14 protein-coding genes are annotated in these 17,175 nt (G+C 70.9%); 5 read left to right on the top strand and 9 right to left on the bottom strand.

The genetic code is table 11. From position 1 onward, the window contains the following. Positions 1 to 17: 17 nt before the first annotated feature. Positions 18 to 1,220, top strand: a complete 1,203-nt coding sequence (locus ACF1CT_RS19695; RefSeq protein ID WP_391785151.1) for a cytochrome P450 — start codon at positions 18 to 20, stop codon at positions 1,218 to 1,220. Positions 1,221 to 1,284: 64 nt separating this feature from the next. On the opposite strand, the gene ACF1CT_RS19690 is transcribed toward ACF1CT_RS19695, so the two are convergent. After that, complete coding sequence (locus tag ACF1CT_RS19690) at positions 1,285 to 2,574, bottom strand: cytochrome P450 (protein ID WP_391785150.1); 1,290 nt, start codon at positions 2,572 to 2,574, stop codon at positions 1,285 to 1,287. A 316-nt stretch (positions 2,575 to 2,890) separates the two neighbouring features. Here ACF1CT_RS19690 and ACF1CT_RS19685 point away from each other — a divergent pair, with 316 nt between their 5' ends. Then, positions 2,891 to 3,397, top strand: a complete 507-nt coding sequence (locus ACF1CT_RS19685; protein ID WP_391785149.1) for a GNAT family N-acetyltransferase — start codon at positions 2,891 to 2,893, stop codon at positions 3,395 to 3,397. A 132-nt stretch (positions 3,398 to 3,529) separates the two neighbouring features. Here ACF1CT_RS19685 and ACF1CT_RS19680 read toward each other — a convergent pair whose 3' ends face one another. The 4 genes from ACF1CT_RS19680 to ACF1CT_RS19665 all read right to left on the bottom strand — a co-directional run bounded on the left by ACF1CT_RS19680 (position 3,530) and on the right by ACF1CT_RS19665 (position 8,132). Next, on the bottom strand, positions 3,530 to 5,191 hold the full coding sequence (locus ACF1CT_RS19680) for an FAD-dependent oxidoreductase (RefSeq protein WP_391785148.1): 1,662 nt from the start codon (positions 5,189 to 5,191) through the stop codon (positions 3,530 to 3,532). A gap of 33 nt (positions 5,192 to 5,224) precedes the next feature. Continuing rightward, positions 5,225 to 6,139, bottom strand: coding sequence for a diiron oxygenase (locus tag ACF1CT_RS19675; RefSeq protein WP_391785147.1), 915 nt, complete (start codon positions 6,137 to 6,139; stop codon positions 5,225 to 5,227). 305 nt (positions 6,140 to 6,444) lie between these two features. Next, a complete protein-coding gene (locus ACF1CT_RS19670) occupies positions 6,445 to 7,563 on the bottom strand; it encodes an MFS transporter (protein WP_391785146.1) in 1,119 nt (372 codons plus the stop codon). Between the two features lie 89 nt (positions 7,564 to 7,652). Continuing rightward, positions 7,653 to 8,132: a hypothetical protein gene (locus ACF1CT_RS19665; protein WP_391785145.1), complete on the bottom strand. Its 480-nt coding sequence runs from the start codon at positions 8,130 to 8,132 to the stop codon at positions 7,653 to 7,655. Between the two features lie 342 nt (positions 8,133 to 8,474). Between ACF1CT_RS19665 and ACF1CT_RS19660 the strand changes: the two genes are divergently transcribed. The 3 genes from ACF1CT_RS19660 (at position 8,475) to ACF1CT_RS19650 (ending at position 11,849) form a co-directional block, all read left to right on the top strand. Then, a complete protein-coding gene (locus tag ACF1CT_RS19660; RefSeq protein ID WP_391785144.1) occupies positions 8,475 to 9,920 on the top strand; it encodes a glyceraldehyde-3-phosphate dehydrogenase in 1,446 nt (481 codons plus the stop codon). A gap of 199 nt (positions 9,921 to 10,119) precedes the next feature. After that, positions 10,120 to 11,049, top strand: coding sequence for a TIGR03619 family F420-dependent LLM class oxidoreductase (locus tag ACF1CT_RS19655; RefSeq protein ID WP_391785143.1), 930 nt, complete (start codon positions 10,120 to 10,122; stop codon positions 11,047 to 11,049). Positions 11,050 to 11,210: 161 nt separating this feature from the next. Further along, positions 11,211 to 11,849: an HD domain-containing protein gene (locus ACF1CT_RS19650; RefSeq protein WP_391785142.1), complete on the top strand. Its 639-nt coding sequence runs from the start codon at positions 11,211 to 11,213 to the stop codon at positions 11,847 to 11,849. Between the two features lie 95 nt (positions 11,850 to 11,944). Here the strand turns inward: ACF1CT_RS19650 and ACF1CT_RS19645 are convergent, their stop codons facing one another. From ACF1CT_RS19645 to ACF1CT_RS19630, 4 genes are all read right to left on the bottom strand, one after another. Beyond that, positions 11,945 to 13,834: a glycerophosphodiester phosphodiesterase family protein gene (locus ACF1CT_RS19645; protein ID WP_391785141.1), complete on the bottom strand. Its 1,890-nt coding sequence runs from the start codon at positions 13,832 to 13,834 to the stop codon at positions 11,945 to 11,947. 107 nt (positions 13,835 to 13,941) lie between these two features. Further along, the gene (locus tag ACF1CT_RS19640) at positions 13,942 to 14,163 is read right to left on the bottom strand and encodes a helix-turn-helix domain-containing protein (protein ID WP_391785140.1); all 222 of its coding nucleotides are present in this window, start codon (positions 14,161 to 14,163) and stop codon (positions 13,942 to 13,944) included. Then, complete coding sequence (locus ACF1CT_RS19635) at positions 14,163 to 14,663, bottom strand: DUF2975 domain-containing protein (protein WP_391785139.1); 501 nt, start codon at positions 14,661 to 14,663, stop codon at positions 14,163 to 14,165. The genes ACF1CT_RS19640 and ACF1CT_RS19635 overlap by 1 nt, the downstream gene beginning before the upstream one ends. Before the next feature lie 178 nt (positions 14,664 to 14,841). Continuing rightward, a complete protein-coding gene (locus ACF1CT_RS19630; protein ID WP_391785138.1) occupies positions 14,842 to 17,154 on the bottom strand; it encodes an FdhF/YdeP family oxidoreductase in 2,313 nt (770 codons plus the stop codon). Between the last annotated feature and the right edge of the window lie 21 nt (positions 17,155 to 17,175).

The raw sequence follows: 17,175 nt of genomic DNA, 5'->3' as shown, positions 1-17,175 counted from the left end.
ACATGTGGAGGACCTACGTGCCCCTTTCCGACGACAACGACGTGATCACCGCCGCGCAGCTTCCCCCACTGCACCGTTCGGACTTCGAGCCGTCCGGCCCGCCCAGGCCCGTCGAGCTGCCGGACGGCACCCGGGCCTGGCGGGTGAGCCGCTACCACGACGTGCGCAAGGTCCTGACCGACCCCCGGTTCGGACGTGCGCAGCTCCACGTACCGGACACCGTGCCCCTGACGGGCCAGTCCGGACTCGTGGCCAGTGCCGACCTCATGTTCAACCAGGACGGAGAGGACCATCTGCGCCTGCGCCGCACGCTGCGCCGCGCGTTCACCCCGAGGACCGTCGCCCGCTGGCGTCCCTGGATCGCCTCGATCGTGGAACAGCGCCTGGACGCACTCGCCGTCGGCACGGCCCCGGTGGATCTGGTGGCCGGGTACACCCTTCCGCTCCCGGTCGACGTGATCAGCCGGCTGATGGGGCTCGACGTCGCGGCGCGGGAGCGGCTGCGCCACTGGACCGAGTACGCCTTCTCCGACGGTTCCCATCCCGAGGAGGACATGGCACCGGCGCTGGCGGAGTTCGCCGCGTTCGGGGCGGCGCTCCTGGCCGAGCGGCGCAAGGACCCCGGTGACGACCTGACCAGCATGCTCGTGGGAGCCGCCGACGACGAGGGCGGCATTCCCGAGGGTCAGCTCGTCGATCTCGTGTGCGGGCTGGTGGTGGGCGGTCACGACAGCACCATGACGATGCTCGGCAACGCGCTGCTCTATCTGCTCGGTGAACGCCGGGAGTGCTGGCCCCGCATCGGGGCGGACGAGGAAGCCGCGGGGGCGGTCGCCGAGCGGTTGCTGCACCTCGTGCCGCTCGGTGACGACCGCGGGACCGCACGCCATGCCGCCGTGGACACCGAAGTGGGCGGCGTCACCATTCCGGCGGGTTCGATGGTGCTGGCGGACTGCGGCGCGGCCAATCGTGACCCCGAGGTGTTCGCGCCCCGGCCGTTCGACGACCTGTTCGCCCCGCTGGCGGCTCCCACCCTGTCGTTCGGCGCGGGCCCGCACTACTGCCTCGGCGCGTGGCTGGCGCGGCTCGAACTCCAGCTGTCGCTGCACCGGATCGCCGCACGTTTGCCCGGTCTTCGCCTCGCCCACCCCGTCGACGCGGTCGAGTGGCGCGAGGGGACCACGTCCCGCAGCCCTGAGCGGATTCCGGTCGCCTGGTAGGAGGACATCGTCCCACGACGCCGCGGCGCCCCGGGGGGCAGGCGCTCGGCGGCGTCCGGGCCGCTCAGCCCAGGTGTACCGGCAGCGACTCGACGCCGTAGACGATCGACAGCTTGCGGAAGGACAGATCCTGCGGTGGGATCGCCAGCTTCATTTGAGGGAACCGCCTGGTCAGAGCCGGATAGACGGCGCGCAGTTCCATGCGGGCGAGTTCGGCGCCGACGCAGCGGTGAATTCCGTGGCCGAAGGCGAGATGGCCGGTGGCGTTGCGGTGCGGGTCGAAGCGGCCGTCGTCCCCGACGTACGAGGCGTCCCGGTTGGCGCCGCTCAGCGAGCAGAGCACCATGTCCCCCTTGGGGATGACCGCTCCGGCTATCTCGATGTCCTCGCGTGCGAACCGGGGGAAGGCGAGCTGCACCGCGGTGGTGTAGCGCAGTATCTCCTCGACGAACGGCGCGGCCGCCGCGTCGTCCGTCCGGATCCGTTCGAAGACGTCCTCGTTCCGCAGCAGGACGAGAGAGCCCAGGGCGATGGTGCTGGCGGTCGTCTCGAACCCCCCGGTGAGCACACCGTCGGCGAGGCCGGCGAGTTCCTCGTCGTCGATGCTGTCGCCGTGCTCCTTCACGATCATGCCGAGCAGGCCGTCGCCCGGGGTGCGGCGCTGGGCCCTGACCACGTCCCTGAAGTACTCCAGCGATTCCGACATGGCACCGAACGGCGCGGTCGTTCCCGCGAAGAGGTCGAAGCGGTCCATGGCCAGCCGCTGGAAGTCGTCGCGGTCCCCGTAGGGCACCCCGAGCAACTCACAGATCGTGAGCGAGGGAATGGGCAGCGCGAATTCCTGGACCAGGTCGACCGGGCCCCGGCGGGCCCGCATCGCGTCGAGGCGCTCCTCGACGATGGCGTCGATGCGCGGAGTGAGCCGGCGCAGCCGGCGCATCGTGAACTCCGGTGTCAGGATGCGACGCAGCCGTGTGTGCACCGGGGGGTCGCTGAACCCGAGCCCGCCGGGGCTCTGTTCCGCCGCGACCCCGGCATTGCTGGCGAGGTGGGCGAAGTCGGTGCTGAACCCGTCGGCCGAACCGAGCACGGCCTTGGCTTCCTCGTGGCCGGTGACCACCCAGACATCCATTCCGAACGGCAGCGAGACCTTGGATATCGGCGCTGTCGCCCGGACGCCGGCCAGCTTGTCCACCGGGTCCAGACCGTCCCTGCGCAACAGCATCAGCAACTCGTCCGGCAGCAGCCTGATCGTGGAGGAGCCGATGCCGTACTTCTGGATTCTGGAAAGGTAAGTGCGCCCAAGCCGGGCAGTGATACGAGAACGGAACTTCGTCCTCAATGTTTTCTCCATGGGTCGTCGCGCGGTCCGCACCGGGGTGCGGAGCTGAGAAGGGTGTGCAGCGGGCTCGGATACGGACAAAGTCGGGCGCTGCGACGCCTCGCGCCGAGAGAATTATCGTATCCCTCGGGGCGCGAGCCGGAAGAGCGCTGGTAGCACACGGTAGCGTGAGCGGTCGAGGAGGTCGTTCGGCAGTCTTCGGCGCCGGACGGACTCCCCGGCGGTCCGCGTCCGATGCCCTCGACGAGAACGGTGCCACGCCGTTCGGCGGAGTTCACGGAGCCGGACAGTTCGGATGTGTTGGACGCGGAGAACTATCCTCGGCGACGTGATCGAGACAGAGCGACTCTCCCTGCGGCCCCTGCGAACCGCCGATGCCGATGCCTTCGTCGAACTCCACGCCGACCCCAGGGTCAGCCGGTTCGTCGGCACCTACTCCCGCCAACGGGCCCTGGAACGGCTGACCGTGGTGGAACGCCAGTGGGCGGAGCGGGGACACGGGCTGTGCGCGGTCCTGCTGAGATCGAGCGGTGAACTCATCGGCCGGAGCGGTCTGCAGTACTGGGAGCAGTTCGACGAGGTCGAGTTGGGGTGGACGTTCCGGGCGGAGCACTGGGGACACGGGTACGCCACCGAGGCGGCTCGGGCCTGCCTCGACTGGGGTTTCGCCACGCTTGCGCAGCACCGGTTCACGGCGTTCATCAGGCCCGGCAACGATCCGTCCGTGCGTGTGGCCGAGCGCCTCGGCTTCACACCGCGTCGGCAGGACACGGTCAACGGAAACGCCGTCACGGTGTACGCGATCGACCGGCCGGACTCGTTCCCGTCCCCGTGACACCGTCGCGGAGCCCCGGCGCCGCCCGGACCGGAGGCCATCGGCCATGAGGATCGACGGTGTCCGGCCGGGCGAGGGGGCATCCGGTCGCGCGACGGGCCCGGACCAGGGCGGGCCCGGGCGCGGCCCGTCTCAGCCGGGCAGCCGCCAGCGGCCCGCCCTCGCGGCGGAGACCAGTTCGTCCACCGTGGCGAACTTGACCCGCGGACGCCCGGCTTCCCGGCCGCGTGCCAGTTCCGCCCTGTCGATCGCGGCCGACCCGCGGGCATCGACCACACGGCGGACACGGCCGCGGGCGAGGCGGAGGAACGCTCCGGGGGTGCCCGTGGGCGCGGGCAGCGCACCGGCGACCGCGTCGGCGAGCAGCGAGCCGACGGTCTCCGCGGCGCAGGCCCGATTGGCCCCTATGCCGCCCGAGGGCCCCCGCTTGATCCAGCCCACGACGTACGTCCCGGGGCGCCCCGGGACACGCCCCCGTTCGTGCGGCACGGTGCCGGTCGCCTCGTCGAACGGAAGCCCGGCCACCGGCTTGCCGCGGTAGCCGATCGCCCGCAGCAACACCCCTGCCCGTACGTCCAGTTCACCGGAGTGATCCGTCACCCGCACGGCTCGTACGCAGTCGCCGCCGAGCACCTCCACGGGCGTCGAGTGGAACCGGAGGACGATGCGCCGTCCCGCATCCGGCATGCGCGACAGGTCGGCCGACCCGCGGGCCGCGGCGCGTAGCAGCGCGGCCTTCCCGCCGGTCTCCGCCCCGTCGATCGCCGCCCCCGTACGGGGATCGTGGTCGTCGACGACCAGATCCACACCCGGCAGGTGCGTGAGAGCGAGCAGTTCGGACGCGCTGTACGCCGCGTGCTCGGGACCGCGCCGGGCGAGCAGCACCACCTCGCGCACCTTCGACGCACGCAGCGCGGCGAGGGCGTGATCGGCGATGTCCGAACCCGCGAGGACCTCGGGGTCCGTCACGAGGAGGCGGGCGACGTCGAGGGCGACATTGCCGTTCCCGGCCACCACCACCCGCTCGGTGGACAGGTCGACGGTGTCCGGCGCGGCCTCCGGGTGCGCGTTGTACCAGGACACGAACGCGGTGGCCGAGATGCTGCCCGGCACGTCCTCGCCGGGGATGCCGAGTCGACGGTCGGCGCCCGCGCCGACGGCGTAGACGACGGCGTCGTGATGTGCGGCCAGTTCCTCCGCGGTGATGTCCCCGCCGATCTCGACACCCAGGCGCATCCGCACCCGGGGATGGGTGTGGAAGCGCGCGAAGGTGTCACCCACCTTCTTGGTCGCGGGGTGGTCGGGAGCCACGCCGTGGCGCACCAGCCCCCCGGCCACCGGCAGTCGGTCGACCAGTGTCACCTCGGCGTTGGTGTGCAGCAGCAGGTCCTCGGCGGTGTACATGCCCGCCGGGCCGGTTCCGACCACGGCCACCCGGATCGGTCCGAAGTCGGACGGCAGGGAGCGCGCGAACGACGGCGCGCCCCAGACGTGGAAGTTCGGCGCGGTGCCGCCGGAATCGGGATCGGACTCGGGTTCCGTGTCGGCGAAGTAGGCCGCGTTGATCGCGGCGTAGTCCTGTTGCGCCGCGGGCAGGCCGTCCACCGGGAAGATCGCGTCGACCGGGCAGGCGTCGGCGCAGGCGCCGCAGTCGATGCACGTTCTCGGGTCGACGTACAGCATCTCGGTGCTGCCGAACGCCCGCTCCTGCGGTGTCGGATGAATGCAGTTGACGGGGCACACGGCGACGCAGGCGGCATCGCTGCAGCAGGTCTGGGTGATCGCGTAGGTCATCTCGTCAGCTCGGGTCGGTCGGCGGGACTCGGGTCAGATCAGGTGGGCGCGCTTGTACAGGGCCAGGGCCGGCCTGGTCAGCAGCCGGGCGGAGGCGAGGAACTCCATGAGTCCCGAACAGCTCGACCGCATCAGGGACTTGTGGTGTTCGTTCGCCCTCGCCGCGGCCACCGCGCGCTCGGTGTCGAGCCCGGCGTTCGCGTAGACGTCCCGGTTCACCATGCTGGTGACGATGAAGTAGGAGGCGGTCGCGATCACGAACGCGTTGAGCTGCCGGCGCAGCGGCCCGGCGTTCCTCAGGCGCCTGCGCGTCTCGTCGCGGGCGAACTTCATGTGCCGCGACTCCTCCACCACGTGGATGTTGTTGATGGTGCGCACGAACGGCACCACCCGCTCGTCCCGCATCCAGTCGCGCTGCATGACGTCGAGTACCTCCTCCGCCACCAGGATCGCGGCATAGGCGGCCTCGCCGAACGCGAGCGTCTTGAACGCCCGTCCGAGCTCGACCACGGCGCGGCGCGGCCGGTACGGCGGAGCCCCCAGCTTCGCGGCCCCCCGGGCGAACATGATCGAGTGCCGGCACTCGTCGGCTATCTCCGTGAGGGCCCATTGGAACCGCGGGTCGGTGGCGTCGGTCGTGTAGATGTCGCGCAGCACCATCTGCTGGAGGATCATCTCGAACCAGATGCCGGTGCTGGCCACCGAAGCTGCTTCCTGCCGGGTCAGCTCCTTGCGCTGCGACTCGGTCAGCTCGTCCCAGTACGCCGTGCCGTAGAGCGTGCTCCACTCCGGGCTCGCACCGTGGAAGTCCTTGTCCAGGGGAGTGTCCCAGTCCACCTCCGTGACCGGGTCGTACGACAGTTTCGCCGCCGAGTCGAGCAGGCGGCGGCTGACATCGTGGTCCGCGGTCCGGTTGTGGTCCTCCGGCCGAACGGTGCTGCTTGCCATGGTGCGGCTCCTTGAATCGACAGATCGACCCGACGCCCGTCGGCCGGGGTTCCTTTCCGTGTCCGCTCGATGAGAACCCGCCCCGCCGCGCGCCGCCCCCGCTTGTTAGACGTGACGTCTAGCAAGCTGTTAGACGGAACGTATAGCAAGACTGCCGCACCGGCCTACCCCTTGCGGGGAATCGGCTTGACCGATCGTGGACGGCGCCCCGGATCGCCGCCGTCCGGGCCGTCGCGCAGAAGCACCCGTGGCGAAGGAGACGAGACGCGTGGCCGCCGCGGCGGCGGGACGGAGCGGTGCGGGCATCACGCCTTGCGGCCGATGACGGCGTACGCTCCCGCCCCCGCGGCCAGCAGCATGACGCAGGCCGAGAAGATCAGTCCCGCGTCGCGCAGTCCGAGCCAGGTGGCCAGGGCGCCGACCCCCACCACCGGCAGCGAGATTCCGGCGTAGGCGACGACGAAGAACGCGGAAATGGTGCCGCCGCGATGCCGTGCCGGGGCCGCCCCACCGACCAGGCCGAGTGCCGCGCGGAAGGCCAGCCCCTGGCCCGTGCCACCGCACAGTGCGCCCAGCACCAGAAGGGTCACGGACTCGGCGATCAGCGAAGCGGCCACCAGCGCGAGGCCGACGACGAGGATCGCGCAACCTGCGGGAAGCGCGTGGCGCGCCCCGATCCGCGGCGTCAGCGACTGACCGGCGATCGAGGCGAGGAAGACGGAGAACACCACGGCCCCGGAGACCGCCGGACTGCGCAGGTCGAGCGTCTGCGCGACGAAACTCGGCGCGACCGCCGTGAACAGCCCGAGCAGCGCGAATCCGGCGAAGGCGGCCACCGCCGCCGGGGCGAACACACCCCTGACCTCGGGAGGCACCGACAGTCCCCGCGGGGCCGACGGCGGCCGCTTCCTCGGTGCCGCCACGGTCTCCGGCAGGGCCCGGACGACCGCGCAGGCGGCGGCCACCAGCCCCAGATGCACCACGAAGGGCAGCGTCAACGGCCGGGACGTGTACTGCGCGAGGAACCCGGAGAGCAGCGGCCCGCAGCCCAGACCACCCATGTTCGCCGCGGTGGCGGCGAAACCGGCCCGCGCGCGCTGCCCCGGACCGGCCAGTTCCATGACGGCGGCCGTCGCCGCGCCGCTCAGCAGACCGGCCGCGCAGCCGGACAGCAGCCGTCCCGCGAAGAGCAGCGGCAGGCCGTTCTCCAGCAGGAAGCATCCCGCGCTCCCGGCCGACAGCACCAGCGCGCACATCAGGACCGGTCTGCGGCCGACCGTGTCCGAGTAGTTCCCCGCCGCCAGGAGCACGACGATGACCGCGACCGCGTAGACGGCGAAGACCGTCGTCGCCGTCAGCTCGGAGAACCCGATCTGTTGCTGGTAGAGGCCGTACAGCGGCGTGGGGAGAGTGGTTCCGGCCATGCCGACGGCGAACACGAACGCCGCCCACGGGTAACCCGGTCCCCGGGCCGCGCGTGCGGTGGCGCGGCTTCCGCGGGGCCCCGGAATTCTCAGCTCCAGAGCGCGTAGTACGTGACCTGGTGCGCGTGCGCCGGTGTGCCGTCGGTGTAGACGAGCCGCAGCCGGGTGAACTGCCGGAGCTCCGGATGCTTCTGCCAGTCCTTCGGCCGGTCGAGCCGTACCTCGACCGGATAGGTGTGGAACGTGCCCGCGGCGCAGTACGGCACGCAGTCGTTCACCGCGTCGAGTCCGCTGCCCACGGCGGATCGGGAACCCCAGTGGGTCCAACGCAGCGAGACGAGGCGGTTGTTGCCGTCCCCGCAGGCGATCAGGAAGTCGCCCGGGCGCACGCGTGCGTGCGCGAGGCAGTCGACGGCCACCGCGCGGGCCGACGAGGGCGACGTGGCTGTCGCCGTCCCGGCCGACGGAGCCGGTGAGGGCGTACGCGCGGAGGCGGACGTCGTCGCCGCGGCGACGAGGCCGGTGGCGGCGCACAGCATGACCGCGTTCCTCAGTCTTCTTCTCTGCATGCCGGCTCCCCAGCTGGTTCTCTCCGGACCCGCGTGGCCCCGGCCGTTCCTCTCCCGGTCCGCAGCCACGTGCGGGCCGGGAGCCGTCCGCAGCCGCAGCGGCCGTTTCCTCCGTCGACAGTACGACCGGGCCCGGGCGCGCACCACCCGAACAGTTTCACTGCGGGGAGCGGGGAGCGGGGAGCGGGTAGTGGGGGAGGGCGGAGGGCGGGGGCGGGGAGCGTGGCACGCCGGTTCCGCGGCGACGCCGGACCGGCCCGCCGCCCCCGAACGGGACCGTTTGAATGATCAAATCGGCGTCGGGTTAGCATATGAGCGCCGCCTAGCTCGAAAGATAAATCTGTGACTGTCAACGAGGACTCGTTCACCAACTGGAAGAACCGCGAGGAGATCGCGGAGTCGATGATCCCGATCATCGGGAAGCTGCACCGGGAGCGGGACGTCACCGTCCTGGTCCACAGCCGCTCCCTGGTGAACAAGTCGGTGGTCAGCATCCTCAAGACCCATCGATTCGCCCGTCAGATCGCCGGTGAGGAACTCTCGGTCACCGAGACACTCCCGTTCCTGACAGCACTCACCACCCTCGATCTCGGCCCTTCCCAGATCGACATCGGCATGCTCGCCGCGACGTACCGGACCGACGACCGAGGTCTGTCCGTGGCGGAGTTCACCGCCGAGGCCGTCGCCGGTGCCACGGGCGAGAACAAGATCGAGTGCCGTGAGCCGCGCGACGTCGTCCTCTACGGCTTCGGCCGCATCGGGCGCCTCGTCGCCCGACTGCTCATCGAGAAGACCGGTTCCGGGAACGGCCTGCGACTGCGGGCCATCGTCGTTCGCCGCGGTGGCGAGCAGGACATCGTCAAGCGTGCCTCGCTGCTTCGCCGCGACTCCATCCACGGCCAGTTCCACGGCACGATCACCGTCGACGAGGCGAAGAGCACGATCGTCGCCAACGGCAACGAGATCAAGGTGATCTACGCCAACGACCCGTCGGAGATCAACTACACGGCGTACGGCATCGACGGTGCCATCCTCATCGACAACACCGGCAAGTGGCGCGACCGCGAGGGGCTGTCGAAGCATCTGCGGCCCGGTATCGACAAGGTCGTCCTCACCGCTCCCGGCAAGGGCGACGTCCCCAACATCGTGCACGGCGTCAACCACGACGTGATCGAGCAGGACGAGCAGATCCTCTCCTGCGCGTCCTGCACCACCAACGCGATCGTCCCGCCGCTGAAGGCGATGGCGGACGAGTACGGCGTGCTGCGCGGACACGTGGAGACCGTCCACTCGTTCACCAACGACCAGAACCTGCTGGACAATTACCACAAGGCCGACCGCCGCGGGCGTTCGGCGCCGCTCAACATGGTCATCACCGAGACCGGTGCCGCCTCGGCCGTCGCCAAGGCGCTCCCCGACCTCGACGCGCCGATCACCGGCAGCTCGATCCGGGTTCCGGTGCCGGACGTCTCGATCGCGATCCTCAGCCTGCGCCTCGGCCGCGAGACCACCCGCGAAGAGGTTCTCGACTACCTCCGCAACGTGTCGCTGACCTCCCCGCTCAAGCGCCAGATCGACTTCATCACGGCGCCCGACGCGGTCTCCAGCGACTTCATCGGTTCGCGCCACGCCTCGATCGTCGACGCCGGAGCCACCAAGGTCGACGGCGACAACGCGATCCTCTACCTCTGGTACGACAACGAGTTCGGCTACTCCTGCCAGGTCATCCGGGTCGTCCAGCACGTCTCCGGGGTGGAGTACCCGACCTACCCGGCCCCGGCCGCCTGACGGGCGATTCCGGCTTCTGCCGTGCCCCCGCCCCGTCCGCCGTCCGGCGGGCGGGGCGTCCGTCGTGGACCGGCGGCGGGACCGGCGTCCGGCCCGGGGACGGCCCCCGGCGGGGCGCGTTCACGTTTCGACCGGCACCGGTCAAGGAACAACTCGGTGTCGGGGCACTCGCCCGCCGTCGTCACGAAGGAGCGCGCTCATGCCGGTCTCGCTCGGTCTCGGTCTTCCGCAGATGAAGCAGTACGACATAGGCCGTGACGTGGCCACCGTGGCGCGCGCCGCGGAGGAGGCCGGATACGCGAGCCTGTGGGTGTTCGAACGTGTGCTCTTTCCCGAGCCCGCGACCCAGGGACTGTACGGCGTCCCCGGGCTGCCGTGGCCGGACCGGTACCGCTGCGTCGCCGACCCGCTGATCACGCTCGCCCTGGCCGCCGCGGCCACCGACCGGGCGCGGCTCGGCACCAGCGTCCTGGTCGCACCGCTGCACGTGCCGTTCCAACTCGCCCGGTCGCTCGCCTCGCTGGACGTGGCGAGCGGCGGGCGGGTGGTCGCCGGCCTCGGCACCGGCTGGTCGCTGGACGAGTACGCGGCAGCCGCGGTCGCCCCCTTCGAACGGCGCGGCGCGGTCCTGGACGAACTGCTGGACGTGTGCGCGGCGGTCTGGGGCCCGGACCCCGTGGAGTACCGGGGGGAACTGACCACCGTCGTCCCGTCCGAGGTGGGCCCCAAGCCGGTCGGCCGCATCCCGGTTCTTCTGCCCGCGAACAGCCCGCGGGCCACCCGCCGGCTCGTCGACCGGGCGGACGGCTGGATGCCCGTGGCCGCCGGTGCCGCCGAGCTGGCCGAGCAGTGGCAGCGGGTGCGGGACCTGGCCGCCGAACGCGGCAGGGAACGCCCGGTCGACGTCTGTGCCCGTGCCAACGCCCGGTACACCGCCGAGCCGTTCCGGGGCGAGGGGCGACAACCGTTCCACGGCAATGCGGAGCAGATCGTCGAGGACCTGGTGGCACACGCCGAGACAGGTGTGTCCGAGTTCATTCTCGACCTCCAGAGCACGACGCGCGATGCCGCGGAACTCGTCGACGTGGCGATCGAGGTGTACGAGGCGGCGCGGGCGGCGGGCCTCTGACGGGCCACGCCGACCGCGTCCGGCCGGGCCGTCCGGCGGGGACGGTTCGTGGAACCCGGGCATTCCGGTGAGGAGGACGGCGAGGGCGACAGGGTGTCGGACACGGTGCCCGGCATCCTTGGAACCGGATCGACGAGACACCACGAAGCAGGAGAGGACCGATGGGCGAATCGATTGCGGATGTGCAGATTCCGGACAGTCGGCTGGCGCGTGAGGCGACCGAGCTCGTACGCGAAGCGGCGTCCCCGCTGCTGTTCGATCACTCCCGGAGAGTGTTCCTCTGGGGGGCGCTGCGTGGCCGCGAACAAGGGCTCCGGTACGACCCGGAGCTGCTGTACGTGGGCGCGATGTTCCACGATCTGGGGCTGACCGAGCGCTTCCGCCGGACCGACCAGCGGTTCGAGATCGACGGCGCCGACGAGGCACGGCGGTTCCTGCACGCGCACGGCGTCACCGGCGAGGCGGCCGACCGGGTCTGGACGGGAATCGCCCTGCACACCACGCCGGAGATCCCACTGCACATGGCTCCCGAAATCGCCCTGGTCACCCGGGGGGTTGAGCTGGATGTCCTGGGCATCGGCTACCACACGGTCTCCGACGAGCAGCGGGCGGCCGTCGTCGCGGCCCACCCCCGCCCGGATTTCAAGAACCGGATCCTCGCCGCGTTCACGGAGGGCATCGAGGACCGTCCCGCGACGACGTTCGGGAACGTCAAGGCAGATGTCCTGGCCCACTTCCTGCCCGGGTTCGTGCGCGGCGACTTCGTCGACGTCATCCGGGAGTCCGACTGGCCGGAATGACCTGACCGGGCGGGGGAGCGGCATCGCCGCACCCCCGCCCGGTCCCGTTCCCGCTCGTCGTCACCGCCCCGGCGGGACGGGAGCCGGAGCCGGTGTCACCCGGCGCTCAGGGCGCGGGCCTCGGCGACGATCAGCGCGGCGCGGGCGGCGGGCAGGCCGTTGCCGGACTGGCGCGCGGCCCAGTCGGCGAGCTGGGCGTAGTGGCCGTGGCCCAGCATCGTGGTCAGGGTGGCGACGCGGTTGATGTCGGCGCCGGAGGTCAGGATGAGGTGGGCCAGACCGGTCGGGGTGGCCCGGAGGGTGAAGGCCGAGGTGGTGGTGGCGGTGCCGCCCGGTCCGGTGACCTCGGCGCGGAGCGTGTGCGGGCCGGCGGCCAGCGAGGTGAGGTCGAGCGGCTTGCCGGGAGCGACGGAGGCGCCGTCCAGCGTGAGGGAGACCTTGTCGGCGCCGGTGGCCTGGACCGCGGCGACGGGGGTCTGCGAGCGGTCCAGCGACGCCGAGGCGGCGGGCGAGGTGATGGTCACGGTCGGCTCGGCCGGAGGCGTGGGACGCTCCTGCCGCTGGGCCGCGTTCCAGCCGGACAGCTCCGCCGGGCGGTTGGTGATGATGCCGTCGACCCCACCGGCCTCCAGGGCCTGCCAGCGGGTCGCGCTGTCCACCGTCCAGACCATGACCGCGACGCCCGCCCGGTGCAGGTCGGAAACAACGCCGGGCCGCTTGGACAGTGCGTCGTCCGACGGGTTGTAGGACGCCAGGTGGAGTTCCTCGGAGAGGGCCACCGGATCGGCGTCCAGAGATCCGCGCAGCAGGCCGAGCGGCAGTTCCGGCGCCAGCTCGTAGGTGTACTTCAGCGCGTCGACCTCGAAGCTCTGCACGAACACCCGGTCCGTCATGCCGTGCTCACGGATGGTTCTGACGATCGTGGCCACCTCGTCGCGGGTGTGGGCGCCCTTGATCTCCAGCAGCAGATCGCCGCCACGGGTCCGGAGATCGTCCAACTGCGCCGCCAGGGTGGGTATCCGGGTCCCGGCGTAGGCGGGCCCGAACCACGAGCCGGCGTCCAGGGCGTCCAGCTGCGCGGAGGTGAGGTCGCGGACGGCGCCCTTGCCGTCGGTGGTCCGGTCGACCTTGTCGTCGTGCAGGACGTACGGCACACCGTCCTTGCTCGGCTGGACGTCGTTCTCGATGTACTCGGCCCCGCCGCGCCGGGCGATCTCGTCGGAGACCAGGGTGTTCTCCGGCGCGGCCGAGGAGGCGCCGCGGTGCGCGATCACGGTCATCGGCGAGCCGGTGGGCCGGATCCAGCTCTCGGCGGGGAGCTCGGTGACCAACAGGTCGTCGAACGAGACGGTGGAGCCGTTGACGACGAGGGCCTCGACGCCGTCGGCGGAGCGGGCGACCCGGGTGGTGCGCATGGCCTCGCGGCCGTCGAAGAACCAGCGGGCCTTCGTGCCGTGCACCTCCACGGCGATGCGTACGTCGCGGCCGGTTCCGGCGGCCGAGGGGGCGGCCGCGGTGTCGGTGACGTTCCACGCGTCGGCCGAGGTGCGCTGGGCGAACTCCAGACCGTTGGAGGCCGTGGTGCCGCTGCGCATCGTGGCTATCGACCAGGGCACGGAGCCGTTGGCGGGTACGTCCAGGCCCATGGCCGTCCAGCGGGCCGCGTCCTTCACGGACTCGAAGCGCGCGGTCACCTCGAAACGGAAGTCGTCGAGGTGTTCTCCGAAGGTGATCCGGCTCTGCTGGTTGCCGTCGGCCGACGTGCCGTACAGCCTGCCGTTCTTGACCTCCCAGGTGCCCTCGGCGGGGCGGAAGCCGGCGGGCAGCGAGTTTCCGGAGAAGTCCTCGGAGACGACGACCCGGCTGTCGGCCGGACCGGAGCCGGACGACTTCGTTCCGGCGTCGGCGGTGCCGGCGGTGAGGCAGGGGATGATCACGGCGGACGCCATGAGCGCGGACGCGACGCGAATTGATCGATGAGACATGGCCAAAAACGTATGAGCCGAAGATCAACAGGCGTTGTCCGGTGGAGGAACACGAGCGGGCCGCCACGCGGACGTATGCCGAAGCGGGGCGTACCGTCGACGTCTCCTCATTCGTCGTTCGCGTCGTCGGGCACCCAGCGCAGCACGTCGCCGGGCTGACAGCCGAGCGTGCGGCAGATCGCGTCGAGTGTCGTGAACCGCACCGCCTTCGCGCGACCGTTCTTCAGCACGGCGATGTTGGCGGGCGTGATGCCGACGGCGGCGGCGAACTCGCCGACCGACAGGCCGCATCTGGCGAGCTGGACGTCGAGGTCGACGACGATCGCCATCAGATCACCTCGGCGATCTCGGCCTGCAGATCCGTCGCCTTGCGCAGGAGACCGCGCATGATGCCGACGAGCATCGCGAACGCCGTCCCCACGCAGACGCTCGCGATCGCGGCGCCCAGGGCGCCGAGGACCGCCATGCCGTCGTCGTCGGGGGAGGGGACGGAGGCCAGGGCCAGGTGGCCGGCGACGCCGAGCGCCAGCAGGGTCGCGACGATCGAGGATCCGATGACGGTGTCGACCCAGCGGAAGGCCAGAGGGGTGAAGACGGCGCCGCGTCGCGCCATGGAGAGCAGCATCCACACCGCGCCGAGCGCGACCTGGACGCAGGCGATGCCGACGACGGCGACGGCCACGTAGGGCACGGCGAACGGCGCGTACGGAGGGAAGCGGTCGACCTCGTCGGCCGCCGTCGTGGGAATGACCACCAGCTGGCCGAAGAGGCCGACGAGGACGGCGGCGACGATCCCGGCCCTGAGCATGGAGATGAAGAAGCGATTCATACATCGATTGTCGATCGAAATCTATCGAAAATCAATCGATCGTTTCTCGCGCGCGGGACCGGCGCCGATCAGGTTCTCGACGAGACGCGCAAGGCGTAGGGCGCGCGTGCGCAAGACGTCCGGACCACAACGCCGGTGTCCGGCCGTCCGGTACCGGGGGCGTCGCGTCGCGGTCTTCTCAGGCGGCGCGGGTGATGGTGACCTTGACGTGTTTCATGAGCGGCTGGTCGCTCTGGAGGCTGTAGTCGCCGATGGCGCACAGCACGTTCATCTCGGGCATGTAGCCGGCCGCGCAGCCGCGGGGAATTTCGTAGGGGACGGCGAGATAGCCGTTGAGGTGCCGGTGGCTGCCGTCCTTCGCGGTGCTGGTGATGTCGACAGGGTCGAACTCGCGGATGCCGCGCTCCCGCATGTCGTCGCGGTTCATGAGGACGAGGGTGCGCAGGTTCTCGATGCCCCGGTAGCGGTCGTTGTCGGAATAGACGGTCGTGTTCCACTGGTCGTGGGACCGCATGGTGCCCAGGGCCAGGGTGCCGGGGGCGGGGACGACGTCGGGGAGCGGGGCGGCGGAGAACTCGGCACGTCCCGACGGGGTGAGGAAGACCAGTTCGCGGGCGGGCTGCTTGATGCGGAATCCGAGTGGCAGGCGCACGCGGCGGTTGCAGTCCTCGAAGCCGTCGAGGACCCGGGCCATGGTGTCGCGGACGCGGTCGTAGTCCTCGACGTACCACTCCCACGGGGTGTCGCTGTCCGGCAGCGCCGCACGGGCGATGCCCGCGATGACGGCGGGCTCGGAGAGAAGGTGCGGCGAGGCGGGACGTTTCATGCCGACGGAGAGGTGGACCATGCTCATCGAGTCCTCGACCGAGGTGCTCTGGAGGCCGCTTCGCTGATGGTCCTTCTCCGTCCGGCCCAGGCACGGCAGGATGAGCGCCCGGCGGCCGTGGACGAGGTGACTGCGGTTCAGCTTGGTGCTCACCTGGACGGTGAGTTCGCAGTTGCGCAACGCCTCACAGGTGTACGGGGTGTCGGGCGCGGCGAGGGCGAAGTTGCCGCCCATGCCGACGAACACCTTCACCTCGCCGCGGTGCATGGCCTCGACGGTGCCCACCGTGTCCAGGCCGTGCTCGCGCGGCGGCTCGATCCCGCAGACCCCGGCCAGGCGGTCCAGGAACTCGGCGGAGGGCCGGTGGTCGATGCCGCACGTCCGGTTGCCCTGGACGTTGCTGTGTCCGCGCACCGGCGACGGCCCGGCTCCCTCGCGTCCCAGATTCCCCCGCAGCAGAAGGAGGTTGACGATCTCCCGGACCGTGTCGACGCCGTGTTCGTGCTGGCTGACGCCCAGGCACCAGCTGATGATGCTGCGATCGGCCTCGCGGTACGCGCGGGCCGCCTTCAGGATGTCCGCCCGGCCGACACCGGACTGCCGCTCGATCTGTTCCCACGAGGTCGCCCCGCACACCTCCCGGTAGGCGTCGAAGTACGCGGTGTGCCGGTCGATGAACTCCCGGTCCAGGGCCTTGGGATCGGTCTCGGCCCGGTCCAGGATCGCCTTCGCGATGCCGCGCACGAGCGCCATGTCGCCGCCGATGCGTACTTGCAGGTTCAGGGTGCTGGTCGGGGTCGCCCTGAACAGGGCCATGTCCGTGAAGTCGTGCGGCACGATGGTGCGGGTGGCGGCTGCCTCCACCAGCGGATTGATGTGCACGATCCGGGCGCCCCGACGGTGCGCCCCGGCCAGCGCGGTGAGCATCCTGGGCGCGTTGGAGGCCGCGTTGACCCCGATGACGAACAGCGCGTCGGCGGCCTCCCAGTCCTTGAGGTCGACCGTCCCCTTGCCCGTGCCCAAAGACGCGTACAGAGCCCTGCCACTCGCCTCGTGGCACATGTTGGAGCAGTCGGGCAGGTTGTTCGTGCCGAGCTCGCGGGCCATCAACTGGTAGAGGAAGGTCGCCTCGTTGCCGAGGCGCCCGGAGGTGTAGAACGACGCCTGGTCCGGACTGTCCAGCTCGCGCAGGGTACGGCCGACGAGCTCGAACGCCTCGTGCCAGCCGATCGGGACGTAGTGGTCCGACTCCGCGTCGTAGACCATCGGCTCGGTCAGCCGTCCCCGGTCCTCCAGGGCGAAGTCGCTCCAGCCGGACAGTTCCGTGACCGAGTGGGCGGCGAAGAACTCGCGGCCGACCCGTTTGCGGGTCATCTCCCAGGTGACGTGCTTGATGCCGTTCTCGCAGATGTCCAGGTGCAGGCCCTTGGTGTCGTCGGGCCAGGCGCACCCGGGGCAGTCGAAACCACCGTTCTCGTGGTTCATCCGCTTGATCGCACGCGGCCCGTCCACCGGGGCGCCCTCGCGCAGCAGTACCCGGCCGACGCTCCTTGCCGCGCCCCAGCCGGCGGCCGGGTGGCGGTACGGACGGAACGCCGGCTCCTTCTCGGGGGACGGTCCCACACGGGACTCCGCTCGTCCGCTGTCGTCGTCGGAGGCGTTCAAGGTCTTCACCCCTTCGTGACC

It is taken from the genome of Streptomyces sp. NPDC014734, assembly GCF_043083325.1.
Taxonomy (GTDB): Bacteria; Actinomycetota; Actinomycetes; order Streptomycetales; family Streptomycetaceae; genus Streptomyces.
The sequence above is the reverse complement of the archived record's forward strand: the minus strand, read 5'-3'. Positions and strand labels throughout refer to the sequence as shown.

Bases quoted from the DNA above. Each gene is read 5' to 3' on its own strand.
- ACF1CT_RS19680 (WP_391785148.1), bottom strand. From the start codon at position 5,191: ATGACCTACGCGATCACCCAGACCTGCTGCAGCGATGCCGCCTGCGTC.
- ACF1CT_RS19690 (WP_391785150.1), bottom strand. From the start codon at position 2,574: ATGGAGAAAACATTGAGGACGAAGTTCCGTTCTCGTATCACTGCCCGG.
- ACF1CT_RS19640 (WP_391785140.1), bottom strand. From the start codon at position 14,163: ATGGCGATCGTCGTCGACCTCGACGTCCAGCTCGCCAGATGCGGCCTG.
- ACF1CT_RS19675 (WP_391785147.1), bottom strand. From the start codon at position 6,139: ATGGCAAGCAGCACCGTTCGGCCGGAGGACCACAACCGGACCGCGGAC.
- ACF1CT_RS19635 (WP_391785139.1), bottom strand. From the start codon at position 14,663: ATGAATCGCTTCTTCATCTCCATGCTCAGGGCCGGGATCGTCGCCGCC.
- ACF1CT_RS19645 (WP_391785141.1), bottom strand. From the start codon at position 13,834: ATGTCTCATCGATCAATTCGCGTCGCGTCCGCGCTCATGGCGTCCGCC.
- ACF1CT_RS19655 (WP_391785143.1), top strand. From the start codon at position 10,120: ATGCCGGTCTCGCTCGGTCTCGGTCTTCCGCAGATGAAGCAGTACGAC.
- ACF1CT_RS19665 (WP_391785145.1), bottom strand. From the start codon at position 8,132: ATGCAGAGAAGAAGACTGAGGAACGCGGTCATGCTGTGCGCCGCCACC.
- ACF1CT_RS19650 (WP_391785142.1), top strand. From the start codon at position 11,211: ATGGGCGAATCGATTGCGGATGTGCAGATTCCGGACAGTCGGCTGGCG.
- ACF1CT_RS19670 (WP_391785146.1), bottom strand. From the start codon at position 7,563: ATGGCCGGAACCACTCTCCCCACGCCGCTGTACGGCCTCTACCAGCAA.